We start from the raw sequence: 24,737 nt of genomic DNA, 5'->3' as shown, positions 1-24,737 counted from the left end.
TCTGATATGTAATTTGCTCTTTCTATAGTGATCAAAATAACTCCATTTGTTGTAAAGAATGAAAAAACTGTCTTTGCTTGTCATCTAAAAGGTTTTCATCCGGATTGGTTTGCTTAATCAGCGTGACCAGTGCCGCAATTTTACCTTCTAAATTTGAAAACTTATTCACCACAATAACCCTATTGTGCTCAAGCAGGCAAGCACCTGTTTTAAAGTTCCCCTTCTCATAACGAACTTTAAAACCCATCGCCAAAAGCAATTGCTCTAATTTCTCTAATGAGTGATTGGTTAAGGGCAGCGACATTGGAACAAACTTAGAGAAATCTGTGGAGCATTCATAAAGACGAGCTGATTTTTTTACCTAAATGAGGGAATAGTCATCAGATGAATACGAGAAATAGCCAATATCTATCCGATAGCTAAAAGAAAAATTAATGCATCTGCTTCACAAAAATTAAATCACCTTAATAGAAAAAGGTTCAGCTGTTTCCAACTGAACCTTTAAGTAAGAGCGCGATTTTAGTTAATTCGGTTAAAAAGTCCTTTTACATTACCAGAGCCACCGCTGCCTGTAGTGGTGATGTGTCCTGTGTTTCCATTTCCATCATAACCACTTCCTTTGTTATTGCTGGCAGTACAATTGGTAACGGTATGTGCAACATTTTGTCCGGCACTACCCAACTTGAAACCATTTCCATCACCATTGGTACCATAACCATTATTGGTGGCCGTACAATTGTTCATCACCACTGTATAAGGCTGTCCATATAAATCCCAACCATCATCAGAATTATGGTAGGCATTGCAGGAATTGAACTGATTACCAGCACCAGCAGACAATTTACAAGCATATCCATCTGCATTTTCACCTCCATTGGCCACATCATAATTATCATATGAGGTAGAATTGTTAATGCTATTGTGGTGTCCGCCATTGTAAATTTGTAATCCAGAATCCTTATTGCCGTAGGTAGTTACCTTATTTACATAGTTGTAACCGCCTGTTTGGAACACAATACCACAGTCAGGTGCATTTCTAATGGTCATATTGGTAATATTCCAATAACTTCCATTTACTTTAACACCCCAGTTGGCACCAGAAATTCCAGAACAATCCAGTATGCCTCCGGTAAAATTAATCTTGGAACCTGATGTACCGTTTTTCAACAATTGAAGTGTGCTGGTTAGATAGATCGTGCCACTTACCGTAATGACATCGCCTGGTTGCGCATTTGCTATGGCTGATTTTAATGCAGCCTCAGTGGTTACTGTTGAACTTACAGCTGCGGCTGCAAGTCCTAATTTGTTTGGCTGAACGATAGATTGACCATCTGCAACTTCAGCAATAGTAGTTTTGTCTTTCTTGCATCCGAACAATGCAATAGCCATCCCGAGTACGAGAATACCTGAGTTCTTTTTCATAATTTTAGATTTATATTTGGTTATTAATAGTTATGAAATTAATTATTAAACTACAATAATGTATAATAAATCATATATATCTGTGCAATCGTTCCCGTAACTAAAAAACAACTAAAATTACAAAATTGAAATACCTGATATACTCAATTACAGGGAACAAGAATAAAGATGAAGCGATGGATATAAAAAAAAGCGATTTAACAGGAAACATCCTGATTAAATCGCTTTTTATATGAGCACAGAAATAATGCGCCCCATGTGTTATCTATTATCTTAAATCTACTACCTCAACACCAGGATATTTCTTTGCATCAAAAGCAAAAGTAGTTTCTGGGATATTTACGTTAGGTGAAAAAGTTTTTACGTTATAGGTGTATTTGTTTCCGTTTTTATCAAATAAAACAACATTCGCGATTTGCTTAGCTGCTTTATCAATACTTAAACGAACCTTAAAGATTGATTTTTTAGTATCAACTGGTGTTAGGTCTATCATTTGATAAGTTTTTGCACCTGCTTTTTGTTCACCAGTGTAAATGTATTTGAAACCTTTTTCATAAACGGTAAAGATTTTAGCAGGATTAATGGCATCGCTACTGTTATCAACATTACTTACCTGAACTTCTTTATCTTTTTTAAGATAAGTCCATTGGCTTTTACCATCACTGAATAATTCCTGATTGGTCATCGCCACTTTATATTTATTTGAATTGGCTTTAACATATAAAGTACCTTGCTGTGTTTCTTTAATCTTAGCTTTCGGATTATCTAAAGTGAATGAAAAATCTGTTTTAACAATATTATACGATTTATACTTTTTACTTACTTCTGCTAAAATTGCTTTAGCCTTGGCATCAGTCTGCGCATAGGTTGATGTTGTAAAAGCAACAACAACCATTACTGCTGAAATTAATTTCTTCATTTTGTGTTTTTTAAATTCTAATTGAAAGGTAAGAGTAGATTCTTTACGATTGGTTTAATCTAATCTTTGCTCTTCATATCATTCAAGAATTGTTCCAAAGAATATTCATCAGGATATAAAACCTCGCGGGCTTTACTCCCTTCGAAAGGACCAACAATACCGGCAGCTTCCAATTGATCAATAATCCGTCCTGCACGGTTATAACCCAATTTCAGTTTACGCTGAATAAGCGATGTAGAACCTTGTTGATGCATTACAATCAGTCTTGCAGCGTCTTCAAAGAATTTGTCACGTTCATTTGGATCAAAATCGGCCTTACTACCTTCCCCAGCCTCATCAATATATTCCGGAAGTTGATAAGCATCTGCATAACCACGTTGGTTACCGATAAATTCAGAGATCCGGTCTACCTCTGGTGTATCAACAAAGGCACACTGTAGGCGGATTAAGTCGCTACCTGTTGATAAAAGCATATCACCTCGACCAATCAGCTGATCTGCACCACCACTATCTAGAATAGTACGCGAATCAATTTTGGATAAAACCCTGAAGGCTAGCCTGGCCGGGAAATTGGCTTTAATGGTACCTGTAATAATATTAACCGATGGACGCTGAGTGGCCAAAACCAAGTGAATTCCAATGGCTCGGGCCAACTGTGCCAAACGGGCAATTGGCGCTTCAACCTCCTTACCAGCAGTCATCATTAAATCGGCAAACTCATCCACCACCAACACAATAAAAGGCAAGAAACGGTGTCCGTTATTTGGATTTAACTTCCGTTTGATGAATTTATCATTATACTCTTTAAGATTTCGAACCTGTGCATCTTTCAATAAATCATAACGCTGATCCATCTCAATACAAAGCGAATTTAAGGTATTGACCACCTTTTTGGTATCAGTGATAATCGCATCAGCCTCTCCTGGTAACTTCGCGAGGAAGTGACGCTCGATTCTATTAAATAAAGTTAATTCTACTTTCTTTGGATCAACCAGTACAAATTTTAATTGTGCCGGATGTTTTTTAAATAAAAGGGAGACCAGAATCGCATTAATCCCTACCGATTTACCCTGACCAGTAGCACCGGCAACCAGCAAGTGAGGCATTTTTGCTAAATCTGCAATAAACACTTCATTACTAATGGTTTTACCTAAAGCAATTGGTAAATCCATGGTATTGGAAGTCCATTTTTCTGTGTTTAAAATGCTGCGCATCGGCACCATTTCCGGGTGTTGATTTGGAACTTCGATCCCAATGGTTCCTTTTCCGGGCATTGGTGCAATAATCCGGATACCCAGTGCTGCTAGAGAGAGCGCAATGTCATCTTCCAGGTTTTTAATCTTCGAAATCCGAACGCCTGGCGCCGGAATAATTTCATAAAGTGTAACCGTTGGACCGATAGTAGCCTTAATCTTATCGATTTCAATATTATAATGATTAAGGGTTTCTACAATCTTATTTTTATTGGCTTCCAGTTCTTCTGCATTGACAGAAATCTTATTGGTGCCATAATTTTCTAATAAATCTACAGTAGGATACCTGTAACCAGACAGATCTAATTTCTCATCATAATTACCAAACTGCTCTACCAGATCATCCGATTTTTTATCTTCTTCCGTTTTTTCGATGGTAAAAACAGGCTCTTTTTCTTCCTCTATTACAGGCTCTACAGTTAAGGGCATTGATTCAGCAACGGAGCTTACAATAGGTAAATTGGTTGCCATTGGGGATAACACCACCGGAGCAATCACCGTTTCTTCAATCTCCTGGTGCTCAAATCTGCTGGGTTGTAAAACAACATTCTGCTGTTTTCTTTCGCTACCTGAAATCGGTTTTTCTCTTACAGGGAATTCAACAGGTGTTGAAAAATCTTCAGCTGCTTCCCTTTTGTTCGCAAATTTTTCTCTTACCTCATTTACAAAATCAGGTGTTTCGTTATCTAGGTATACTTCTTTTTCTTTACGCTCCGGAAATTTGAAATCAATGTTATAGGCAATAATTAAAATGGTTAATCCAGCAAAGGCAATTAAACCCGCTACACCCGCAGCACCAATTTGTGCAGCCAATAGCTTATTACTCCAGTAACCAAATTCGCCTTCTACATAGTGGGGAGATTCTGCCCAAAAACTATGTGCAAACCCTAAGGTTAAAGAGATAAACAATAAAAAGAAAAAACTATAACCCAGTGTTTTTGAGATGGACAGTATTTTTACTTTAAACAATAAGCGGTATCCGATAATAAAAAAGGCTAATACAAATAAAAATGAGGCGATACCGAACCACTCGTAAATAAACTGATGCGATAGTAATGCACCAAATTTCCCTAGCCAGTTCTGAACAATTGGCGTGGTTACCCCGGCATCTTTCAGTTCTTCTGCCGTTTTAAATAAATTTCCCCAACCACCGTTAGCGTCAATCACATAACTCTGATCGTCTTGCCAGGTAAATAAATAAGAGGTAAAGGCAATTAAAAAGTATAAGGAAAGAATGACGAAAAATAAGCCTGCAATTTTAACAGCACGTCCATCCTGCAAATCGAAATTTGGCAAATACTCTCGTTTTTCTTTTGGCTGACGATTAAAAGATGACCTGCCTGATGCATTTTCAGCACCTTTATCTCTGAATGTGTTGGTTTTAAATTGGTTTCCCCTTACCGCCATTTTCTATCCTAATAATAATTAAAGAACAAATATAAAATATATAGTTGTATCTATCGTGATTTTAAATTCCCCATAAATTAAATAAAAGATTTATTGACGGGTTAAACCCTCAACAAAAAATCCTGTCTATTATTTTAACAACACACAAGTTGTGCGTTTAGTCTATTGAAGGAGATTTGTTTTAGGTTTTTATCCCGTTTTACCCATTTGGTTAAAACGGGATTTTTTATGATTCCTTCACAGCATAAAATAAAACCAATTTATATACATTAGATAATCACATATTTTTTCTTAATTTAAATCAGTTTTTACATCAGATTTATCTTACATGAGTATAGCACAACTGGAGGAACAAATTGAGAAGGGCGATTTTCAGGCTGTAAAAGAAATTTTGCTTCAAAATCCGCAATTAGCCAATACAAATACTTCCCATTATATTTCGCCATTATTACTGGCATGTTACTACAAGAAACAGCAAATTGCTAATTTAATTCTGGAATTTACAGATGACTTAACTCTATTTGAGGCTTGTGCAGTAGGTAAATTTGATACAGCAAGCTTACTCATCTTTCAAAACCCGGGGAGTATAAATACTTATTCTGAAGATGGTTTTACTCCTTTGGGCTTAGCCTGTTATTTTGGACATGAAGAATTGGCAAGGTTTTTAGTTATGAAAGGTGCAGATGTCAACATCGCTTCTAAAAATGGCTTCAATGTATTCCCCATACATTCTGCTGTAGCTTCAAATAATTTACAAATCAGCAAAATGCTTTTGGATGCTGGTGCTTATCCCAATGTTTGTCAGAAAGCTGGCATGGCACCTTTACACACCGCAGCACAATTAGGAAATATTGAATTGATCATTCTTTTATTGGAACATGGTGCCGAAGTAAACTTAAGAATGGAAGGTGGAAAGCTACCTGCGGATTTAGCCGCGGAAAAAGGCTTTAATGAAATCGCGGAAATCTTAAGAGAAGATGATTAATTCCCTAATTGACTAAATGGGAATGAAAAGACAGCGCAAAATTTTGTAATCAATTTAGTCGTACGGAAGATTATGATTTGTCCATTGAAAACTGCTAAAGGACTAACCACCCCTGCCCCTCCTAAATTAGGATTGGAATTCTCATCATAGCTATATAGTGTAAACTACTATTAATCCTACGAATATTATGGCGTCTCACCAACCGATAGATAAAAGTTTCTGTTAACTTCAAACAAACGCTTGATGGAATTGATTTTGGACTAATATATATAGCCAAGTGCAAGATAGTTCTCTTTAAGAAAGAATGGATTCATTTACTCCCAGATTCTTAACCGTATTTTTTTCATGTAAGTTCGGATATCCAAAACTACTGCAGCTAGGAAATAAATTAGTATAGGAAAGCCTACCGCCAGAAATGACGAGTAAATAAAAAACAAACGAACCTTAGCCGTACTCATGTTCAGCATACTAGCCAGATAAGTAGAAACACCAAAACTTTGTTGTTCGAAATAGGTTATGATTCTCTGAAACATTTTTAGTTTATTTTAAATCTAAATCACTAGAACAATAAATAACAAACAATATTATGCCAATTCTATACTAATTTAGCAATAATATTTGGGTAAAAATGCACGAATAACACAACCACATTAAATGATTGCTTAACTAAGCACCAGCTTTTCAAAATCTTGCCTGTTTTCATGTTTAATAAAAAGAATTTGCTGCTCATCTAAATGTGCATATTTCTTTTTTAATTCATTTTTGAACTTCTCAATATCTACGTCAGCATTTAAGATAACTGTTAAGGCATCAGCATTACCTCTCACTTCAATAATTTGATCAGGATAATGTTCTCTAAGTTCGTGTGGGAATTCCATAATACTAAAACCTTGTTTAAGCTATAAAGTTTGACTTTCCTTTTAAAATTCGAAATCTGTATTCTTAGCCAATTTACAGAACAGTTAAAGCCCTACAGTAAGCAAGGCTTTAACTGTTAACCAGCATCCATCCAGATTCCTGATTTTTAGTCTAAAGTTAAATGCAATATGATCAATACCGCATTGGTTCGTAATCTAAATCGTCCCGTTGATTTAATTCTAACTGCCACGAAGATAATGCATTATGTATTATGTGAGCTACGTTATTTGATAAAAGGGTAATTATACCTTTTTAAAACAGACCATTTCTGGTGACGACAAAGTATTTTTACGGTATCAGAAATATTTTACGGAGATTTCGGAATTTAACCCTTAACTAGGGTATGATTGAAGCTATTGTATTTGGTTTTAATATTCGAATGCCAATACCACACGACAAACATTTTTTATGATCGCAATATTGCTTTTTCAGCTGCAAAATGGCTTGCGAGGCAAAAGCTTTTTCGATTTTGACTCCTGCTTCGATAAATTTATCTGTGATGGCATTTTTTTCAGGTGGCAAACTTTCCAGCAGCAAAATGGCCCTGTTGATGTAAGATTGCGTTCCTGTATGCTTTCCATAAGCAAACAGAAATAGCGCAACGGTATTGAGCAATATATTTTCAACAGATTTTTTCCCAATCTGAGTATTTACACTTAACGCCTTCTTATGGAAGTGGTAGTGTTCTTTCCAATATGGATTAACAGGCAAATCTTCAAAAAGGTGACTTAATTCTTTAATATCTTTTATTTCTATAATTTTTGAAAAAAGATGATTAGAATTTAAAATCAATGCGGCAAACTGTGCCAAGCGAAGCGTAGGGAAATTTTGTGGCCTCATCCGCATAAATTTCCAATTAGATGCTTCTATTGGCGTAATTGTATATTTTTTTTGAAGAAAACCAAATTCTGATTTCAGCTTGTTCGGATATTCTTCTTCAAAGTGATGATTCAAAAAACCTGCAGTACCAAATACCAGCGCCTCAATTTGCTGTTGATTATTTTTGTGTTTCCTAAAAATCTGTTGAGGAATAGCCTCCGCTAGAAATTCAAAAGGTAAAGCATTTACTTTAAAACCAAAATTCCTGGCCATAAACTGATAAAAAGTTTCATCCCAGTTGCCCCTCGCCTCCTCCAGACTTTCAAACAGCAAATGTGTTTTTTGCTCAAATCTTTCAATTAGGGTTCGGGAAAGGAAGGAATCAATAATCAATTGATCTACAGATCCGATCTGGGCAGCACATGGGAAATCGTTTAACGAGAGATAAAGATTTTCATATTTCTCTATCAGCTCATTCGCAATTCTGTATTTTAAGATCAGCACTGGTAAAACCGACCCATCCATCCTTTTAATTTCCACATCATGTTCATAAACAACATGAAGTATCACATTTTCATACGCCAAGTCGGTCTGGTGGTGATGCTTCAGCCAATCAGACGATTTCAGGTGGATTTCTACATTTCCAACCCAAACTGTTTTTCCCATCTCAATTTTAGCCTGGTTAAAATCAGGGCCAGCATTCTTATTTAGAAACCCTTGATGAATGACTTTCAGATTTTGCCCATCAGCTGTTTTTAAGTCGAAATGATCAAACGACTTAAATTGCCAGACATAATGAAGGAAATCTTCAGAAAAATTCATTTTTGAAGATAAAAAATATTCTTTTAAGTTTTAAAACAAATTAATTGCTTCCTGCGAATAATTATTAAAAACGTGAGTGATGAGATATCTGTTATCCTCCTTTTCAAAGACAAAATACCACGTAGTTTTAGGATTTATATAAAAGCTAGCGTAAAAGCTGCCATACTGAGTAATTGATGGATGAGATAGATGATGTTTTTTCCTGTCTATCCTATTTTCAACTAACCAAAGTAGATGTGTGATATATTCTTCGGCGCTTTCTTTGTAAAGAAAATAATTTTCATAAAAAAGGTCTTCGATTAGCTCGTTAAAATATTTTTGAACAGTAGGATGATATCTTACAATTATTTCCAAGGTAAGCTATTAATATGTTGAATGGCTTTATCTTTAAATTGCTTAGAATCGAGACTTTCCTCCCATTTTTTATCAAATTCAACATTTTTTGCTGATGCATTTATATACAATGCGGCCTCTTCATTAATTATTGAAAGTTCATTATCATTTAAAATTGATCTGAGTTTTCTTTTTTCAATATCAGATAGTTGCAGAACATGCTTTACAAGTGTTTCAAAATTCATATCTGGAAATGGTTTAGCCTTAATAAATAAATCTTGTAATAAATATAAGAATTTTAATTCACCGCTGCCTTCTTCTTATAATTAGTAATAAAAACTCCCGCAATAATCAGGGCAGTAGCTACAATCAAATCCATTCCAACCTTTTCGTTTAAAATCAACCAGCCCAAAAATATCGCAATAATGGTATTAAAATAAGTAAGAATAGAAACTTCTGATGCAGTTACCCTTTTCAACGCGTAATGATAACAAAAGAATGCCAATACAGAGCCAAAGATAGCCAGGTAAACTGCTGCAAAAATACTTTCTGTTTTCCATGTACTTACCTCTGCCTTGCCCGAAAAAATAAATGCCAACCCCAATTGAACAATAGCCGAAAAAACAAACTGGTAAAATAAATTCAGGAATATATATTCTGGCTTGCCACTATGTTTCTTAGAATAGATCGTACCGATGGTCCAGCCGGTAACCGCTAAAACCAGCGCAATAATTCCGTTTCGATAACCTGGCTCCAATAAATCTGTAATCCCATCCCTGAAAATAAATACGATCCCCAGAAAACCAATAAAAACACCAATAAAACCTTTAAGGCTTGGCTTTTGAATACCTAGAAAAACACAACCTAAAAACACCAGTAATGGCGACGTTGCATTGATTAAAGAGGTTAAGCCACTGGGAATGGTTTTCTCAGCAACAGTTGTCAATCCGTTGGCAATGACCACCATTAAAATAGAAAGTATAATTTGCCTTTTAAAAGCAGACCAGCCAATCCACTTGAGTTCTTTTTGTTTAATCAGGATAACCAGAATAATAAGTGAAGCGATGGTTTGGCGGATTGCTGTTACATACCACGCAGGAATTGATGATACAGCAATGCGAATCCCTAAATAAGTGGTTCCCCAAATTAAGGCTACGCCCATTAAGGCGAGTATAAGTTTTAAATCTACTTTTGACTTCATAGTGTGTTTGAAATTAACGAAAGGATGCTCAGCTTTACGCAAAAAATAGGGAGGCTTTTTACCAGAAAAATATTGAACACGCTACATGACGAACTGTTATGCTACGCGATCTGTGTTTCCTAACAAAAAATAATAACTGAAATGAAAATCTACTGATTTTTGGCTAAACTAAATTAGCCTTCATTAAAATCTGCTCCATTTCCTGCTGTAACTTAATGGCTTCTTCTCTTGCCTTTTCAGCAAAATCAACACCTTGGCTGGCGTAAATAATTCCACGTGATGAATTAATCAACAATCCGCATTGAGCATTTAGTCCGTATTTACAAACTTCTTTCAAATCTCCACCCTGTGCGCCAACACCTGGTACCAATAGAAAATGATCTGGCGCCAGCTTACGGACATCGCCAAATGCTGCCCCACGTGTGGCACCCACAACGTACATCATTTGTTCATCCGTTGCCCATTGCTGAGCAGTTTTGATCACTTTTTCAAAGAGCCTTTCTTCACCTGTTTCCTGCAATTGAAAATCTGCATGACCAGAATTAGATGTTAAGGCCAATAAAATGACCCATTTATTTTTAAAGGTTAAAAATGGCAACACCGAGTCACTTCCCATATAGGGCGCAACCGTAACCGAATCAAAACTCATCTCTGAAGATTTTTCATTAAAGAAAGTTTCAGCATACATGGATGAAGTATTGCCGATATCACCACGTTTAGCATCAGCAATGCTGAAAATATCCTTGGGTATATATTTCCAGGTTTCTATTAAAGTTTCCCAACCTTTTTTACCATAACACTCATAAAAAGCAGTATTAGGTTTATAAGCTACACACAAATCTTTTGTTGCATCAATAATTTGTTTATTAAATTCCAAAATCGGATTTTCGTACTTTAATAAGTGCTGAGGAATTTTATCCAGAGAAGAATCCAGCCCAACACATAAAAAAGAACGTTTTTTCTGTATCTGCTCGAAAAGTTGTTGCTTGGTCATATATGTGCTTATTTGCTGCAAATATGATGTTTTTCAGGGTTTTTGAACGATTAAAAAATCTTCACATTTATTATTTTTATAAACATTTTAAACTTTTTCTTGTGGTTTACGTTTCAAATACATACAATTGCATCATAATTTCTCAACCGTTTATCTGAATATCCCAGAAAAATTTATCAAAACTTGATTTTTGTTACCATTTTTTGAAAACGATTTATCGTTTTTATTCAGCACGTAAACAATTATGAAACCATTTGAGGCTTCCACGTAATCACTCATTTTTGGTTTTATAGCCTAAAGAATTTATAAACAATGAAACAGTCTGGCTTTTAAACTAACATAAACTTTAGTCATGACAGATTTATAACCGGAAACATCCGTTATAAAAAAATGAAAAATTTCTTGAAACATATATATTCAGAATGTTTAGCAAAACAGAATTAAATGATAAGCTCACCCCCGAATTACGTGAGCTGGCAAAAACTTATGGCATCGAGGGTGCCGACTCTTTAAGAAAAATTGATCTTGTTGAGGTACTCCTACACCAACAAGAAATTATAAATGCGGCAAAAACAGGCGCAGATCCCTACAGCGAAACTGAAGTTGCAGAGGCTGTTGTAGCACCTGCACCTGCAACCAAAGCTAAAACGGCAAAAGCTGAAAAAGCACCAAAGGTTGCAGCAGCGGCTACCACAACTGATAAGCCAGTTAAAAAAAGAGCGAGATTAAGTAAAGATGAACCAGCTGCTCCTATCGAAAGAAAAAGAGATTCGGTTACTTTATTTGATGAACCACAACATCAGCAACAGCAATCAGAAAAACAACCCGATAGAATTGTAGAAACGGAAGAAAGTGTAAAACCCATTTCTGCTTTAATTGAGGAAAGTGCTGAAGTGTTACCAGCTCAAAAACAAAAGCAAGAGCCCCGGGAGAAACAAGAGAAACCACAGCGCGAAGATAACCGTCAGCAGAAACAACCTGGAGGCGGTAACCACCATAAAAATGAAAACAGTTATTCTAATTTAGATTTCGATAACGTCATCACAAATGAAGGTGTTTTAGAAATTATGCCTGATGGCTATGGTTTCCTTCGCTCTGCAGATTATAACTATTTAACCTCTCCTGATGATATTTATGTATCACAGTCACAAATCAAACTCTTCGGTTTAAAAACTGGCGATACGGTTAAAGGCAGTATCCGTCCGCCAAAAGAAGGCGAAAAATATTTCCCTTTGGTTCGTGTAGAAACCATCAATGGCAGAATTCCTGCTGAAGTACGAGATCGTGTACCTTTCGATTATTTAACACCATTATTTCCAACAGAAAAATTAAATTTATTTACGGACAACAGTAATTACTCTACCCGTATTATGGATTTATTTACACCTATTGGTAAAGGACAACGTGGTTTGATTGTAGCCCAACCTAAAACCGGTAAAACCAATTTACTGAAAGAAGTTGCAAATGCCATCGCTAAAAATCACCCAGAGGTTTATTTAATTATTCTTTTGATTGACGAACGTCCGGAAGAGGTAACTGATATGGCCCGCAGTGTGCGTGCTGAAGTAATTGCTTCTACTTTCGATGAGCCAGCTGAGCGCCATGTGAAAATTGCCAATATCGTATTAGAGAAATCTAAGCGTTTGGTAGAGAGTGGACATGATGTGGTAATTTTACTAGATTCCATTACCCGTTTGGCCAGAGCTTACAATACCACAGCTCCGGCTTCAGGTAAAATTTTATCTGGTGGTGTAGATGCCAATGCGTTACACAAACCAAAGCGTTTCTTTGGTGCGGCACGTAATATTGAAAATGGTGGCTCATTAACGATTTTAGCAACTGCATTAACAGATACTGGTTCTAAAATGGATGAAGTAATCTTCGAAGAATTTAAAGGTACAGGTAACATGGAGTTACAGTTAGACCGTAAATTATCGAACAAACGAATCTTCCCGGCAATTGATATTACGGCATCAAGTACCCGTCGTGATGATTTATTATTGGATAGAGATGTTCTACAACGTGTTTGGATTTTACGTAACCACCTGGCAGACATGAATAGCCAGGAAGCAATGGAATTTGTACAGGCACAAATAAAAGGCACAAAAAGCAACGAAGAATTTTTAATTTCGATGAACAGCTAAATAAGGCTGAAAGGTAAAAGGTGTAAGGCTTAAAGTTTCCTGCTTGGTTACTTTAAGTCTTACACCTTTATAGGATTTACAATTACATTTGTATCAACCTTACTACCTTAAAACCCTATACCTTAAACCTCATGAAAAGGCATATCCCTAATGCGATTACCTGTGCAAACCTTTTTTCTGGTTGTATTGGAATCGTTTTTGCATTTAAAGGTGATTTACAAATTGCTGCTTATTTCGTTATTCTTTCCGGAATTTTTGATTTTTTTGATGGAATGGTAGCCCGCTTGCTAAATGTAAAATCGGCTATTGGTAAAGATTTAGATTCCTTAGCAGATATGGTAAGCTTTGGCTTTTTACCAGGTGTAATCATGTTCAGCCTTTTAAAAGTTAGTGATTATACTTCAGCATACCTTCCCTATCTGGGCTTTTTGATCACTATTTTTTCTGCCTTAAGATTAGCAAAATTCAACAATGATCAAAGACAAACAGAGGATTTCATCGGACTGAATACTCCGATGAATACATTATTTATCTGCTCGTTGCCTTACATTTACAATGATTACCCTGCAATAATTGGCTCAACTATTCTTTTGGTAGCCATAACAGCAATTACCAGTTTCTTGTTAATTAGCGAGATCAAAATTTTCTCTTTAAAATTTAGTGATTTAAGTTGGGCAAAAAATAAAATCAAATTTATCTTCCTGATTTTGTCTGCGGCTTTAATAGCAGTTTTACAATTTGTAGCAATCCCATTTATATTGGTTCTGTATATTGCTTTATCAGTCTTGCACTTTAAACAGAGCGCACATCATACCACATCAGAATTAAATAGCTAAGGTTAATTTTTCTATTGATTGGTATCTTATCAACAGAAATAATAAATAAATAAACTCAATTGGTTTACGACCAATTAAGACGTGAATTGAATATCTTTTTTAGCCGAATCTAGCTGAATATAAATCTTTTGTACAATTACGTTAAGACGTGCAATATCTGCAGGTATTTGATCGATAACAAGATTGCGTGCATTCATCTCAATTTCCATCACCAATTCTTTTACATCATCACGACCGACATAACTAAAGGTTGGTTTCAGCTTATGCGCACAGTTGCCTACATCCTCCCAGTTTTTAAGTGCTAAAGCATTATCCAATTCTGCCAGGTAGATAGGTGTCTGTTCGATGAACGTATCAAAAATTTCAATTATAAAGTATGGATTATGACCAACCATGCTAATAAGGTATGATAAATCTAAGGGATGATTATCATTTATTTCTTGCATATCACAAAACTAACTATTTACAATTTCTTAATTTCTAAAACATCAGAAATATTTTCATAAATATTAAGAACAGTCTGACCTAATATAGGGTGTATAACATTTGGTGCAATTTCTGCCAGTGGTGCCATAACAAACTTGCGCACCTGCATGTGCGGATGGGGCACATGAAGTAAATTTTCCATATCGATAACTTCGTCACCAAAAAGAATCAGGTCGATATCAATCAGCCGCTCTCCCCATTTTTCCTTACGTACTCTTCCGAGAGATTGTTCAATGTCCAAAGCTTTTCTCAATACTTCAAGTGCTGTAAAATGAGTCTTAACCGAAACGGCCTGATTTAAAAAAGACGGCTGATCTTCTTTACCCCATGCTGCCGTTTCATAAATGGAAGAAACAGCTTCTATTTCTCCAATTTGAACCGCAATTAAGGAAATGGCCCGACTTAAATTATCTTCTCGATTTCCTAAATTTCCACCGAGTAACAAATAAGCAGTCGTATACTCTAAAGCCTTATTAAGCATCATCTATTTTTATATCTTTACGCCACAAAACTAACATTTAAATGAAAGATTTTTTCAAGTATCTCTTTGCCTCCATGCTGGGTTTTTTCCTTTCCGTGGTAATTATATTCATTATCGTAATTGTTATTATTTTCGGTGCCATTTCATCATTGGACGATGATAAATCTGTTACGGTATCTAATAATTCAGTCCTGTTTTTAAACCTAGATCAACCCATCACTGAGCGGACACCTAAAAATCCATTTGGTAATCTCCCAATAGTGGGTGGTAATGAGAAAGATGGAATTGGATTGAATGATCTGTTGAAATCAATAAAAAAGGCCAAAACAGACGATAACATTAAATGTATTTACCTGAATGTGAGCAGCCCCAATGCTGGTTTTGCTACGATGCGTGAGGTAAGGAATGCATTGATCGATTTTAAAAAATCGCATAAAAAAATCATATCATACAGTGAAGTATACACTCAAGGTGCTTATTACCTTGCATCGGCAGCGGATAAAATTTATTTAAATCCTGAAGGTGCATTAGAATTTAAAGGATTCAGCTCTGAACTTACCTTTTTTAAAGGGACTTTGGAAAAGGCTGGTGTAGAGATGCAGGTAATCAGAGTGGGGAACTATAAAAGTGCTGTTGAACCTTTTATTTTAGATAAAATGAGTGATTATAACCGTAAGCAGGTTACGGCTTATGTTGGTGGGTTATACAATACTTTTTTAACTGATATTGCTAAAAGCAGAAATATTGAACGGGATAGCTTGTTTTCTATCGCTGATCAATACAGAATTCAGCAACCTCAAGACGCCTTAAATTATAAGATGATTGATGGGCTGAAATATAAAGATCAGATTTTAGAAGAACTTAAAGGCATTTCTGGCAGAACCAAAGGCGAAAATATCCGCTCGGTTGAAATCAATGATTATGCAAAGAATAACAGCGATACGAATAGCAGCAAAAACAAAGTGGCCGTAATTTATGCCAATGGAGAAATCAGCGGTGGCGAAGGAAATGATAATCAAATTGGTTCTGAACGTATTTCCAGAGCGATTAGAAAGGCACGTTTAGATGATGATATCAAAGCTGTGGTCATCCGTGTAAATTCTCCCGGAGGAAGTGCTTTGGCTTCTGATGTAATCTGGAGAGAAATTGTACTGACTAAAAAAGAAAAACCTGTAATTGCCTCTTTTGGTGATGTGGCTGCTTCTGGAGGATACTATATTGGTTGTGCGGCTGACAGTATATTTGTTCAGCCCAATACCATAACTGGCTCAATTGGTGTTTTTGGAATCATTCCAAATTTTCAAAACCTGATGACCAACAAATTGGGGATAACTTTCGATGGCGTGAAAACCGGCCAATATGCAGACATCATGGCAACCAACAGGCCGATGACTGATGGTGAAAGATTTATTATTCAGAATGAATTAAACCGTGTTTATAGTGGCTTTGTAAGCAGGGTGGCAGATGGAAGAAAGAAAAGTAAGGCTTACATAGACAGCATTGGAGGTGGCCATGTTTGGATTGGCACAGATGCTGTTCAGATTGGTTTAGCAGATCGCATTGGAAGCTTTAATGATGCCATTAATGCTGCTGCGAAGAAAGCAAAAATAAAAGATTTTAAAGTGGTAGAATATCCTGATGTGATTGATCCGTTAAAATCCTTAATGGATGAAAGCACTGATAAAATCAAAACATATTATACTAAACAAGAGCTGGGTGATCATTATATGCTTTATCAGCAAATGAAAAAAGTAATGGCAAGTTCTGGTATTCAAGCCCGGATGCCATTTGAAGCGGTTATAAAATAATTTTTTAATACACTGATTGTTGAGTCTTCTTATTTGTTCGGAAGATCATGATTTATTAACTAAATGACTAACCTCCCCCTCCTAAATTAGGAGGGGAGTTCTCCTCACGGCGGTATAATGTACATTACTAATTAATATTCCGAACAAAAGTTGAATGATACAATCAGTATGATGTATTCCAAGCTAACGAAGTGAAGCAAAATTTAATTAGTTAGCTTACCCTCTTCCCTTTAGACAGCATGTTTAATGCATCTTTCAATGTTCCAGCTTGCTGTACTTCCCCTTCATTTACAAAGTAAATTTCATCTGCATTTTCAATGGTATTCAATCGGTGGGCAATAATGACTAAAGTCGTTTCTTTTGATAATTTATTTAAAATGCTGCTTAATAACTGTTCAGTAATGGTATCAATATTTGCAGTTGCCTCGTCTAAAATCAGTAATTCCGGATTTCGCAATACTGCCCGCATAAATGCAATCAACTGCTTCTGACCTAAACTAATGCTGTCTGACCCTGAAGTAATTTTAGTGCTGATGCCTTCATCAAAAATTGCCAGCAATGCGTTCAAATTCGCTTGTTCGATAATCTTTGTTAATTCATCGTCACTTACATCTTTATACTGGCTGTTTCCATAAAGGATATTATCTTTAACCGTCCCGGTAAACAAAAATGGTTCCTGTAAAATGAAGCCAATTTTCTGCGTACGCTCTTCCGCACTGAAAGACCGGATATCTTTCCCATTTAATAAAACAGTGCCTTTTGTAGCGTCATATAAACGGGAAATTAATGATGCTGTAGTCGTTTTTCCCCCACCAGTAGGCCCGATGAGTGCATAGGTTTTTCCCTTTTCGAACTTCAGGTTAATGTGATGCAGAATTTCTTTTGAATCATCATAAGAAAAGTGAACGTCTTTAAATTCAATCAGTGCATCAGAAGTAATGGTTTCATCATTTTTGATCACCTGAAGATTGGTCTCCAGTAATAAAATTTTAGAAATACGATCCCAGCTGGCCATTGCCACCTGAAAACTGGTCCATAATGCAGCCAATTGCCTCAATGGATTATAAAAATTGGTGCAATAGGATAGATAACTTACAAGAAAACCTAAAGAAAATTGACCTATAGAAATGAGGTGTATACCAAAAAGCAAAACGATTAATTGCGCAATACTGGAAAGCAAACCATAAACCGGAACAAAAATATTATTGGCTAAGCCTGCACCAATTGCCGTTCTATAGTTTTCTTGATTTGCCTCATCAAAACGTTTTCGGAAATAATCCCGACGGTTAAAAGCAATAATCACCTTAAAATTATTCAGGCTTTCCTGCACTTCAGCACTTAAGCCACCCACACTTTTCAGGTTTTTAGCATTTTTTCTTTTTATCCAGGGCGATAAGGCAATGGTAAAAATTACAATGGCAATTGCCGGTGAAAGGGCAGCAGCACCAAGTTCTATATTAATCGATAACAAGAATATACCGGCACCTATCATCGTTACGATACTTCCGATAAATTGCATCAGCGATTGAGAGAAAAACTGATTTAGCTTGTCCGTATCACTGTTTACCCTTGAAATTAAATCACCTGCTTTATTCTGATTGAAAAAGGAAACCGGTAATTCCTGCAGCTTATTAAAAATGGCATTTCTAAGGGTGTATAACATTCTCTGGCCCACACCTCCCATCAGTTTGGTTTGGATATATCCCGTAACCATCGCGATCAGGTACATTACTAAAAGAATTCCACCAAAAACCAACACACCATGAAACTGCTTGGTTCTGATATAAGTATCAATAGTATGTCCAACCAAAAGTGGCCCTAATAAAAGTAAGCCCGAGTTAACAAGAATAGCGATTAACGCCAGTATAAGATTCTTTCGCTCGGCAGAAATGAATTTCAGCAATCTTTTAAGCGCCTGGTAGGTAGATTGCTTTTCCTGCTCTTCATTGAGCTGGTTAAGATTGTAATTCATAATTGCTTGTGCTCTGTTGTGAATTGTAAATTTGAACATATTCAGGGCTATGCTGAATCAATTCCTGGTGTGTTCCCGTAGCAATCACCTCACCCTGCATCAGCAGAATGACCTGATCATAATTTTCAACGGCAGCAATTTTTTGCGTTACGGAGATTAAGGTTATACCAGGATAATGCTGTTGAATATTTTCAAGAATCCGCTTTTCCGTGTTGGAATCTACCCGTGCAGTAAAATCATCCAGCAATAAAATTTTAGGATTTATGGCCAATGCCCTGGCCAGCATAATGCGTTGTTTCTGCCCACCCGAAAGGCTGTTTCCTCTTTCCGAAACAATCGTATCTAGTTTTTCAGGTAATGCCTCAATAAAATCTTTCAATTCTGCTGTTTGAATGGCTTTCGCTAAAGATTCATCAGTTACCGTATTGCTGAAAGCGATATTTTCCCGGATGCTCATGTTAAAAATAATACTATCCTGAAAAACAAAGCCCACTTGCTGGTGAAAATTCTCCTGTTTATAGCTTTTAATTTCCTGGTGATCGAAAAGAATTTCACCTTCCCGGGGCTCGATCAATCCGGTCAGAATATATAGCAATTGTGTTTTTCCTGCTGCTGTCGGACCAATAATTGCTGTTCTTGATCCTGCCTTTGCAGTAAAAGAAACTTTCTTTAAAATGGGTTTCTGCCCGAAATTTAGTTCAATATTTCTGGCTTCAACATCACCAGTTAGTGCATCGGTCAAGGTGCCCGGGTGCTTAACTTCAGGTGCATTTAATACACTTTCAATTCTTTGGTAAGATGCAGTAGCCTGAGCAATGACATTACTCATAAATCCGATTACCAGAATTGGAAATATAATGAGCGCCAGATAACTGTTAAATGCGGCAAACTCACCCAGCGTCATCGTATCTGTGATCACAAAATGACCTCCCAGCACCAAAATGGTAAGGCCGGAAAGATTCGAAACAAAAACAATGATGGGAATTAGGCCCGCAAATAACCGGAGAATAGATAGACCAAGATCTCGGGCCTTGGAATTAGCATCCAGAAATTTCTGGTATTCGAGTTGTTGAGAATTGATTACCCTAATCAAGGCTGAACCTAAAATACTTTCGCTAATCACTTTATTTAACCAATCAATTACTTCGCGGCTTTTAATAAAGAGCACCCTTACTTTTTTCAACACCAGGAAAAAGGCAATGCCTATGATAGGCACAATGGCAATTACGCAAAGCGCAAGTTTCCAATTGATCATGAGGAGCAAAATGCTTGCCCCTACAATTAAAAAGATGGATGATGCAAGTGAAACGATAGCCTGAGACACAAACATTTTTATGGAATCGGCATCAGAAGTTAAGTTGGTGAGTAATTTAGACGGATTGGCATCAATGATATAAGCATGACTCTGACGAGATATCTGACTAGAAAGTTTTGATCTCAAATCTCTGGCTACCCGTTCTGAAGCATAAGTTTGAACAATACTCTGCAAATACGTGAAAATAAAAACCAATACGATGGCAATGGCAAACTGAAACAAAACCGAATCAAGATTAAACGTTTTGTTGGTATATGAATCGATACCATGGGCAATAATTTTTGGCAGCAATAAGTTAATGCCATTACTGAGCAAGGCAAATAGGATAAGCAGAAAAATTAAGCCTTTATATGATGCCAGTAAACTAAAAACGCTTGGTTTTTTAGCCTCTTTGGGTTTTGCCATGTGGTAAATTAAAATTGTGGATAGATCAAATTTAACCCATTTATTTGATAGTGCTGGCAATAAAAATATTAAAATAAAGATAAGCGAATGATTAATGACATGCTTAAGAAAATCTTAATTCCACCATTAATCATTCACTTCTCAAAATTTGTTAGCTTTCTTTTAGAACCATATCAATGGTAATCGCTGTAGCTACTATGGCTACTTTCTGATCGCTTTCTGCATAGCTTGGATCTATTGAAACATTGTATTTATCGGCTGTGGTAAAAACCTCTTTTAATGCGCCTGCCCATTTCTTACTGATTTTACCTACTTCCGCACCTGCTTTATTGGTAATATTGAAATTCCATGCTTTCCAATCGCCGGTTATTTTAGCAATCTCTTCTCCTGAAACAGGATTTGATATCGTAAATGTTGGTTTAAATAGTTTGAACTTTTGCTTGATAATGCCCACTTCAACACCCATTGGATCAGTTACGATAATTTTCGACATCCAAAATGTCCATCCCCTGGTAATAGTTGCCTGTAACTGGTCGTTCACATCAGTAATCTCTAATTTAAAAGGCATCATTCTTTTATCAACCAACAAACTTAGTGCCTTTTGCCAACCGCTGATACGTTGTTTGATGATACCGATCTGGTTACCCTGATCATTATAAACTTTATACTCATTCGCAAACTTTAGGAAGTTCACTTTTTCATCAATAAAATATACGTCGCTTAAAAAAAATGTAGGAATCTGCTTATTCATATGGTAGCTATTTTTAGATAATCGGCTAAATTATATAAAAAAATTAAAATCGGCTGTTGCTTTTAAAGATTACTATCTTTGCGCAAACCATTGAAGAAAATGGTTAACCCATTATGATTGAAATAGGAAAATATAACGAATTAAGAGTATTAAGCAAAACTGAAGCTGGTTTAAACTTAACTGATGGTGATAAGCTGGTTCTTTTACCCTACCAATATGTTACCAAAGGACTGGAAATTGGTGATAATGCCAACGTTTTTGTTTACATCCAAAAAGACGGTCGCTTAACCGGAACTACTCAAAAAGCTTATGCTGAAGTGGGTGATTTTGCTTTCTTAAAAGTTGTTTCTGATGGTGACGATGGTATTTTTATGGATTTGGGCATTGATAAAGATGTTTACGTACCTACAAAAGAACAGAAAAGGCCAATGCAAAAAGGCTATAAATATGTAGTGTATGTTTATCTGGATGAAAATAGCGATCGCTTACTGGCTTCATCTAAACTTTATGATTTTGTTGAAGATGAAAACTTCGATTTCGAAGAAGGTGACGAAGTGAGTTTATTAATTACAGAAGAAACAGATTTAGGCTTTAACGCCATCATCAATAATACTTATATTGGTTTACTTTATCATAACGAAGTTTTTGATAACATTCAAATTGGAGATCATCGTAAAGGCTGGATCAAAAAAATTCGTGTAGAAGGTAAAATAGATTTGACTTTACAACCCAGTGGTTATGGCCATATTTTAGATTCAAAAGACGTCATATTAAATGCGTTGAAAAAGAATGGTGGCGTAATTGAACTTGGTGATAAAAGCTCCCCGGAAGAAATTTACCATCAGTTCCAAATCAGCAAAAGTGCCTTTAAAAAGACTATTGGTTCCCTTTATAAAGAACGTTTAATCGTACTTTCTGATGATTCGATTCGGTTATTAACTGATGAAGAGGCAGAATAATAAGCAGATTTTGCCGCAGATTATGAATATTAGATAGATGCTGAAATGAATTCAAATTCAGCATGACGAATTGAGATAATAATCTGTGGCTAACCTTAATTCAAATTGAACTTCTCGTTTTGAATTTTAACCATATTGGAAGCAGAAATAATCGAAACAATCATCACTCCGATAAGAACAGCCAATATTCCTTGCAAAGTAGAATATATTTTAGTTCCGGAGACGAAGATTTTTGAATCCTTAATTAAGTCATTGCCAACATTTGATTGAATTTTAATCAGCGCAGAAAGTTTTACGAGTGTTTGGTTGGATACATTTTTTCCTACAGACTGATAAATTCTGAGTCCATCTTCTTCAGTCATTTTTAATACTTTTAATTCCAGTTGCTGTTGCTTACTTAAAGCCTTTTTTAGATCGTTCAGAAATACCTCTTCCTGCTTAACCAATAAGGTTAGTTCGTATTTTTTGATAACAGAATCAATTTTGAAGTTATACTGATCAATTTCTGCCTTACCAGCTAATGGCAAAGAATTGTTGATCAACGCATCGTTAAAAATCATATTTTTTTGATATAGATTTTCCGCAATGAAATACAAATCAGTCGCCGGAACCAACCGATCATTGTACATAGAGATAAATGATTCATTAATCTTTGCTACACTTTTATCTTCTAAAAACCGGATTAACAGCGTGCAGCACATGATGCAAAAGAGCAAAAAAGCAATCTTCAACTTATTTTTGAGGCTAAAAGCGAATTTCATAGTGTATTTTGATTAACTATTCAAGTTAAGGATTTAGGATGGTTTGGCCACAGATATTGCGGTAATATTTAAACTACCTAAAACATATCATAATATTTTAGCCTTTATCTCTTACATTTCTTATCTGGTAAATTTTAATCTGCTAATCTGAGGCTAAAATTACTTTAGGCTTTGTCACTAAATAAATTCCATGTTTCCGTGAGAAAGTTTATCTTTTTAAAAATAATCCTCCTGCGCGGTTTTTGCGAAAAGTTGAGGCGCAAAATTAACAAGATATAACTCCTTCTTAGCCCGCGTTACAGCCGTATACAACCAGCGTAGAAAATCAAGATCAATCATATCTTCAGTCAGGTAGCCTTGGTCGGCAAAAATCGCATCCCATTGACCACCTTGTGCTTTATGACAAGTTACCGCATAAGCAAATTTAATTTGCAGGGCATTGTAAAAAGGATCAGCTTTAATCGCTAGCATGCGCTGCCGCTTATTTGCAATGTGCCCATAATCTTCATTTAAACCATCAAAAAGCTTTTTATTTTGCTCGTAAGGCAAGTTTGCTGATTCGATATTTAAGGTATCCAGCATCACTTTACAGCTAATTTGTCCTGCTGCCTGAAAATCCATAAATTCTAAGGTGGCATCGGCAAATCGGAAACCATAGCGTTCTTCCTCTCCCCTCACCCGGATCACTTTAGCCATATCTCCATTGGCGATAAAAGCCGTTTCCTCGTTTTCCGGGAGCCAAAAATAGTTATTGCGAACCACCATAATCTGATCGCCACCTGTTAACTCCTCTTCTCGGTATAACAACCTCGCCCGGATTTGCTGGTTGTAAATATTTGCAGATTTGTTAGATCGGCAAACCACCAGCGTATTCTCCATTCCAAACTTGCGGTAGGCATATTCCAATCCCTCTACCAGCCTGGCACCCGCCATATTGTAAATATCCGTGTAATTTTTAGTAAGAAATTTTGGAAGGGGATTTTTGGGATTTTTTGAAATTTGGTTCCGCAGCATGGTCGCATTGGCCAAAATACCCGATTTCTTTCCCTGTCTTACAACTTCTTTTAATTCTACTCCAGTGATGGTTAATGCAAATTTATCCTTTAAATACTGTTCATTTAAGGCTGGGCTGTCTAAACTTCCCACCGGTGGCAATTGTGCTGTGTCACCAACAAAAAGCAATAAACAATTTTTAGTGTTATAGACAAATTCTAACAAATCCCTCAAAATAGAAGAACCTGTTTCATTAAATTCATCGGCAATCATGGATGCCTCATCAATAATAAAGAGGGTATTTTCGGAAAGGTTTGGAGCAATCTGAAACTGCATTTCCGGCGATGCCGCCGAGCGTTTCCGATAAATTCGTTTATGAATGGTTAAAGCCTTTCGTGAAGAATACTGGCTCATTACCTTTGCCGCACGACCTGTTGGTGCCAGCAATTCACTTTTTAAATTAAATTTAGCCAGCACCTTTACCAAAGCCGCAACCGATGTGGTTTTACCGGTACCGGCATAGCCTTTTAAAACGAAGCAACGATATTCATCTTCTTCCTGCAGAAACTTCGACATCCGTTCGCAAAAAAGCAATTGCTCTTTAGTGGGTACGTGTTCATAAGCTTGTGCAATGAGTTGACTTTTATCTAGGTACATTATTGTTGAATCGTTTTATTGGTAAATTGTTTTGAAAAGCGCTTGCTTTAATGATTTAGAAAGCAATTGTGCTGATCGGGTTCTATGGTCCGTCTT

At 36.2% G+C, this 24,737-nt stretch carries 22 protein-coding genes; 5 read left to right on the top strand and 17 right to left on the bottom strand.

Annotated features, from left to right (window positions below; genetic code table 11):
* Window positions 1–31: 31 nt before the first annotated feature.
* The 4 genes from EV200_RS03645 to EV200_RS03630 all read right to left on the bottom strand — a co-directional run bounded on the left by EV200_RS03645 (window position 32) and on the right by EV200_RS03630 (window position 5,001).
* Window positions 32–304: a hypothetical protein gene (locus EV200_RS03645; RefSeq protein WP_132529437.1), complete on the bottom strand. Its 273-nt coding sequence runs from the start codon at window positions 302–304 to the stop codon at window positions 32–34.
* Window positions 305–519: 215 nt separating this feature from the next.
* A complete protein-coding gene (locus tag EV200_RS03640) occupies window positions 520–1,422 on the bottom strand; it encodes a right-handed parallel beta-helix repeat-containing protein (RefSeq protein WP_132529436.1) in 903 nt (300 codons plus the stop codon).
* A gap of 268 nt (window positions 1,423–1,690) precedes the next feature.
* The gene (locus tag EV200_RS03635; protein ID WP_132529435.1) at window positions 1,691–2,341 is read right to left on the bottom strand and encodes a LolA family protein; all 651 of its coding nucleotides are present in this window, start codon (window positions 2,339–2,341) and stop codon (window positions 1,691–1,693) included.
* A gap of 59 nt (window positions 2,342–2,400) precedes the next feature.
* A complete protein-coding gene (locus tag EV200_RS03630) occupies window positions 2,401–5,001 on the bottom strand; it encodes an FtsK/SpoIIIE family DNA translocase (protein ID WP_132529434.1) in 2,601 nt (866 codons plus the stop codon).
* A 328-nt stretch (window positions 5,002–5,329) separates the two neighbouring features.
* Here EV200_RS03630 and EV200_RS03625 point away from each other — a divergent pair, with 328 nt between their 5' ends.
* A complete protein-coding gene (locus tag EV200_RS03625) occupies window positions 5,330–5,986 on the top strand; it encodes an ankyrin repeat domain-containing protein (protein ID WP_132529433.1) in 657 nt (218 codons plus the stop codon).
* A gap of 314 nt (window positions 5,987–6,300) precedes the next feature.
* Here EV200_RS03625 and EV200_RS03620 read toward each other — a convergent pair whose 3' ends face one another.
* The 6 genes from EV200_RS03620 to pyrF all read right to left on the bottom strand — a co-directional run bounded on the left by EV200_RS03620 (window position 6,301) and on the right by pyrF (window position 11,073).
* Window positions 6,301–6,519 carry a PspC family transcriptional regulator gene (locus tag EV200_RS03620; RefSeq protein WP_132529432.1) on the bottom strand — a complete coding sequence of 73 codons (219 nt, stop codon included), beginning with the start codon at window positions 6,517–6,519 and terminating at the stop codon, window positions 6,301–6,303.
* 129 nt (window positions 6,520–6,648) lie between these two features.
* Window positions 6,649–6,864 carry a hypothetical protein gene (locus EV200_RS03615; RefSeq protein WP_132529431.1) on the bottom strand — a complete coding sequence of 72 codons (216 nt, stop codon included), beginning with the start codon at window positions 6,862–6,864 and terminating at the stop codon, window positions 6,649–6,651.
* 376 nt (window positions 6,865–7,240) lie between these two features.
* Entirely contained in the window at window positions 7,241–8,545 is a 1,305-nt protein-coding gene (locus EV200_RS03610) for a DUF2851 family protein (protein WP_132529430.1), read from the bottom strand.
* Between the two features lie 344 nt (window positions 8,546–8,889).
* The gene (locus EV200_RS03605) at window positions 8,890–9,123 is read right to left on the bottom strand and encodes a hypothetical protein (RefSeq protein ID WP_132529429.1); all 234 of its coding nucleotides are present in this window, start codon (window positions 9,121–9,123) and stop codon (window positions 8,890–8,892) included.
* Between the two features lie 53 nt (window positions 9,124–9,176).
* Entirely contained in the window at window positions 9,177–10,079 is a 903-nt protein-coding gene (locus EV200_RS03600; RefSeq protein WP_132529428.1) for a DMT family transporter, read from the bottom strand.
* Between the two features lie 163 nt (window positions 10,080–10,242).
* Window positions 10,243–11,073 carry an orotidine-5'-phosphate decarboxylase gene (gene pyrF / locus EV200_RS03595; protein WP_132529427.1) on the bottom strand — a complete coding sequence of 277 codons (831 nt, stop codon included), beginning with the start codon at window positions 11,071–11,073 and terminating at the stop codon, window positions 10,243–10,245.
* Between the two features lie 422 nt (window positions 11,074–11,495).
* Between pyrF and rho the strand changes: the two genes are divergently transcribed.
* A complete protein-coding gene (gene rho / locus EV200_RS03590) occupies window positions 11,496–13,217 on the top strand; it encodes a transcription termination factor Rho (protein ID WP_132529426.1) in 1,722 nt (573 codons plus the stop codon).
* A 131-nt stretch (window positions 13,218–13,348) separates the two neighbouring features.
* Window positions 13,349–14,053 (top strand): CDP-diacylglycerol--serine O-phosphatidyltransferase, encoded by a 705-nt coding sequence (gene pssA, locus EV200_RS03585; protein ID WP_132529425.1) that lies wholly within the window; start codon window positions 13,349–13,351, stop codon window positions 14,051–14,053.
* 74 nt (window positions 14,054–14,127) lie between these two features.
* Here pssA and EV200_RS03580 read toward each other — a convergent pair whose 3' ends face one another.
* Together EV200_RS03580 and folK are read right to left on the bottom strand one after the other, a co-directional pair.
* A complete protein-coding gene (locus EV200_RS03580; RefSeq protein WP_132529424.1) occupies window positions 14,128–14,499 on the bottom strand; it encodes an Hpt domain-containing protein in 372 nt (123 codons plus the stop codon).
* Window positions 14,500–14,516: 17 nt separating this feature from the next.
* Window positions 14,517–15,023: a 2-amino-4-hydroxy-6-hydroxymethyldihydropteridine diphosphokinase gene (gene folK, locus EV200_RS03575; protein ID WP_132529423.1), complete on the bottom strand. Its 507-nt coding sequence runs from the start codon at window positions 15,021–15,023 to the stop codon at window positions 14,517–14,519.
* Between the two features lie 38 nt (window positions 15,024–15,061).
* Between folK and sppA the strand changes: the two genes are divergently transcribed.
* Window positions 15,062–16,828 (top strand): signal peptide peptidase SppA, encoded by a 1,767-nt coding sequence (sppA, locus tag EV200_RS03570; protein WP_132529422.1) that lies wholly within the window; start codon window positions 15,062–15,064, stop codon window positions 16,826–16,828.
* 211 nt (window positions 16,829–17,039) lie between these two features.
* Here sppA and EV200_RS03565 read toward each other — a convergent pair whose 3' ends face one another.
* The 3 genes from EV200_RS03565 to EV200_RS03555 form a co-directional block, all read right to left on the bottom strand.
* Window positions 17,040–18,800: an ABC transporter ATP-binding protein gene (locus EV200_RS03565; protein ID WP_132529421.1), complete on the bottom strand. Its 1,761-nt coding sequence runs from the start codon at window positions 18,798–18,800 to the stop codon at window positions 17,040–17,042.
* On the bottom strand, window positions 18,784–20,520 hold the full coding sequence (locus EV200_RS03560) for an ABC transporter ATP-binding protein (protein ID WP_132529420.1): 1,737 nt from the start codon (window positions 20,518–20,520) through the stop codon (window positions 18,784–18,786). Before EV200_RS03560 ends, EV200_RS03565 begins: the two co-directional genes overlap by 17 nt.
* Before the next feature lie 151 nt (window positions 20,521–20,671).
* Window positions 20,672–21,271: an LURP-one-related/scramblase family protein gene (locus EV200_RS03555; RefSeq protein WP_132529419.1), complete on the bottom strand. Its 600-nt coding sequence runs from the start codon at window positions 21,269–21,271 to the stop codon at window positions 20,672–20,674.
* A 113-nt stretch (window positions 21,272–21,384) separates the two neighbouring features.
* Here EV200_RS03555 and EV200_RS03550 point away from each other — a divergent pair, with 113 nt between their 5' ends.
* On the top strand, window positions 21,385–22,230 hold the full coding sequence (locus EV200_RS03550) for a CvfB family protein (protein WP_132529418.1): 846 nt from the start codon (window positions 21,385–21,387) through the stop codon (window positions 22,228–22,230).
* A gap of 95 nt (window positions 22,231–22,325) precedes the next feature.
* Here the strand turns inward: EV200_RS03550 and EV200_RS03545 are convergent, their stop codons facing one another.
* A complete protein-coding gene (locus tag EV200_RS03545; RefSeq protein WP_132529417.1) occupies window positions 22,326–22,991 on the bottom strand; it encodes an MCP four helix bundle domain-containing protein in 666 nt (221 codons plus the stop codon).
* Window positions 22,992–23,207: 216 nt separating this feature from the next.
* The gene (locus tag EV200_RS03540) at window positions 23,208–24,641 is read right to left on the bottom strand and encodes an ATP-dependent DNA helicase (protein ID WP_132529416.1); all 1,434 of its coding nucleotides are present in this window, start codon (window positions 24,639–24,641) and stop codon (window positions 23,208–23,210) included.
* Between the last annotated feature and the right edge of the window lie 96 nt (window positions 24,642–24,737).

Source organism: Pedobacter psychrotolerans (genome assembly GCF_004340665.1).
Classification (GTDB): Bacteria; Bacteroidota; Bacteroidia; order Sphingobacteriales; family Sphingobacteriaceae; genus Pedobacter; species Pedobacter psychrotolerans.
This window is presented reverse-complemented; position numbering and strand designations above follow the sequence as displayed.

Coding starts and splice junctions, on each gene's coding strand:
- EV200_RS03645 (WP_132529437.1), bottom strand. CDS start 304: ATGTCGCTGCCCTTAACCAATCACTCATTAGAGAAATTAGAGCAATTG.
- EV200_RS03640 (WP_132529436.1), bottom strand. CDS start 1,422: ATGAAAAAGAACTCAGGTATTCTCGTACTCGGGATGGCTATTGCATTG.
- EV200_RS03635 (WP_132529435.1), bottom strand. CDS start 2,341: ATGAAGAAATTAATTTCAGCAGTAATGGTTGTTGTTGCTTTTACAACA.
- EV200_RS03630 (WP_132529434.1), bottom strand. CDS start 5,001: ATGGCGGTAAGGGGAAACCAATTTAAAACCAACACATTCAGAGATAAA.
- EV200_RS03625 (WP_132529433.1), top strand. CDS start 5,330: ATGAGTATAGCACAACTGGAGGAACAAATTGAGAAGGGCGATTTTCAG.
- EV200_RS03620 (WP_132529432.1), bottom strand. CDS start 6,519: ATGTTTCAGAGAATCATAACCTATTTCGAACAACAAAGTTTTGGTGTT.
- EV200_RS03615 (WP_132529431.1), bottom strand. CDS start 6,864: ATGGAATTCCCACACGAACTTAGAGAACATTATCCTGATCAAATTATT.
- EV200_RS03610 (WP_132529430.1), bottom strand. CDS start 8,545: ATGAATTTTTCTGAAGATTTCCTTCATTATGTCTGGCAATTTAAGTCG.
- EV200_RS03605 (WP_132529429.1), bottom strand. CDS start 9,123: ATGAATTTTGAAACACTTGTAAAGCATGTTCTGCAACTATCTGATATT.
- EV200_RS03600 (WP_132529428.1), bottom strand. CDS start 10,079: ATGAAGTCAAAAGTAGATTTAAAACTTATACTCGCCTTAATGGGCGTA.
- pyrF (WP_132529427.1), bottom strand. CDS start 11,073: ATGACCAAGCAACAACTTTTCGAGCAGATACAGAAAAAACGTTCTTTT.
- rho (WP_132529426.1), top strand. CDS start 11,496: ATGTTTAGCAAAACAGAATTAAATGATAAGCTCACCCCCGAATTACGT.
- pssA (WP_132529425.1), top strand. CDS start 13,349: ATGAAAAGGCATATCCCTAATGCGATTACCTGTGCAAACCTTTTTTCT.
- EV200_RS03580 (WP_132529424.1), bottom strand. CDS start 14,499: ATGCAAGAAATAAATGATAATCATCCCTTAGATTTATCATACCTTATT.
- folK (WP_132529423.1), bottom strand. CDS start 15,023: ATGATGCTTAATAAGGCTTTAGAGTATACGACTGCTTATTTGTTACTC.
- sppA (WP_132529422.1), top strand. CDS start 15,062: ATGAAAGATTTTTTCAAGTATCTCTTTGCCTCCATGCTGGGTTTTTTC.
- EV200_RS03565 (WP_132529421.1), bottom strand. CDS start 18,800: ATGAATTACAATCTTAACCAGCTCAATGAAGAGCAGGAAAAGCAATCT.
- EV200_RS03560 (WP_132529420.1), bottom strand. CDS start 20,520: ATGGCAAAACCCAAAGAGGCTAAAAAACCAAGCGTTTTTAGTTTACTG.
- EV200_RS03555 (WP_132529419.1), bottom strand. CDS start 21,271: ATGAATAAGCAGATTCCTACATTTTTTTTAAGCGACGTATATTTTATT.
- EV200_RS03550 (WP_132529418.1), top strand. CDS start 21,385: ATGATTGAAATAGGAAAATATAACGAATTAAGAGTATTAAGCAAAACT.
- EV200_RS03545 (WP_132529417.1), bottom strand. CDS start 22,991: ATGAAATTCGCTTTTAGCCTCAAAAATAAGTTGAAGATTGCTTTTTTG.
- EV200_RS03540 (WP_132529416.1), bottom strand. CDS start 24,641: ATGTACCTAGATAAAAGTCAACTCATTGCACAAGCTTATGAACACGTA.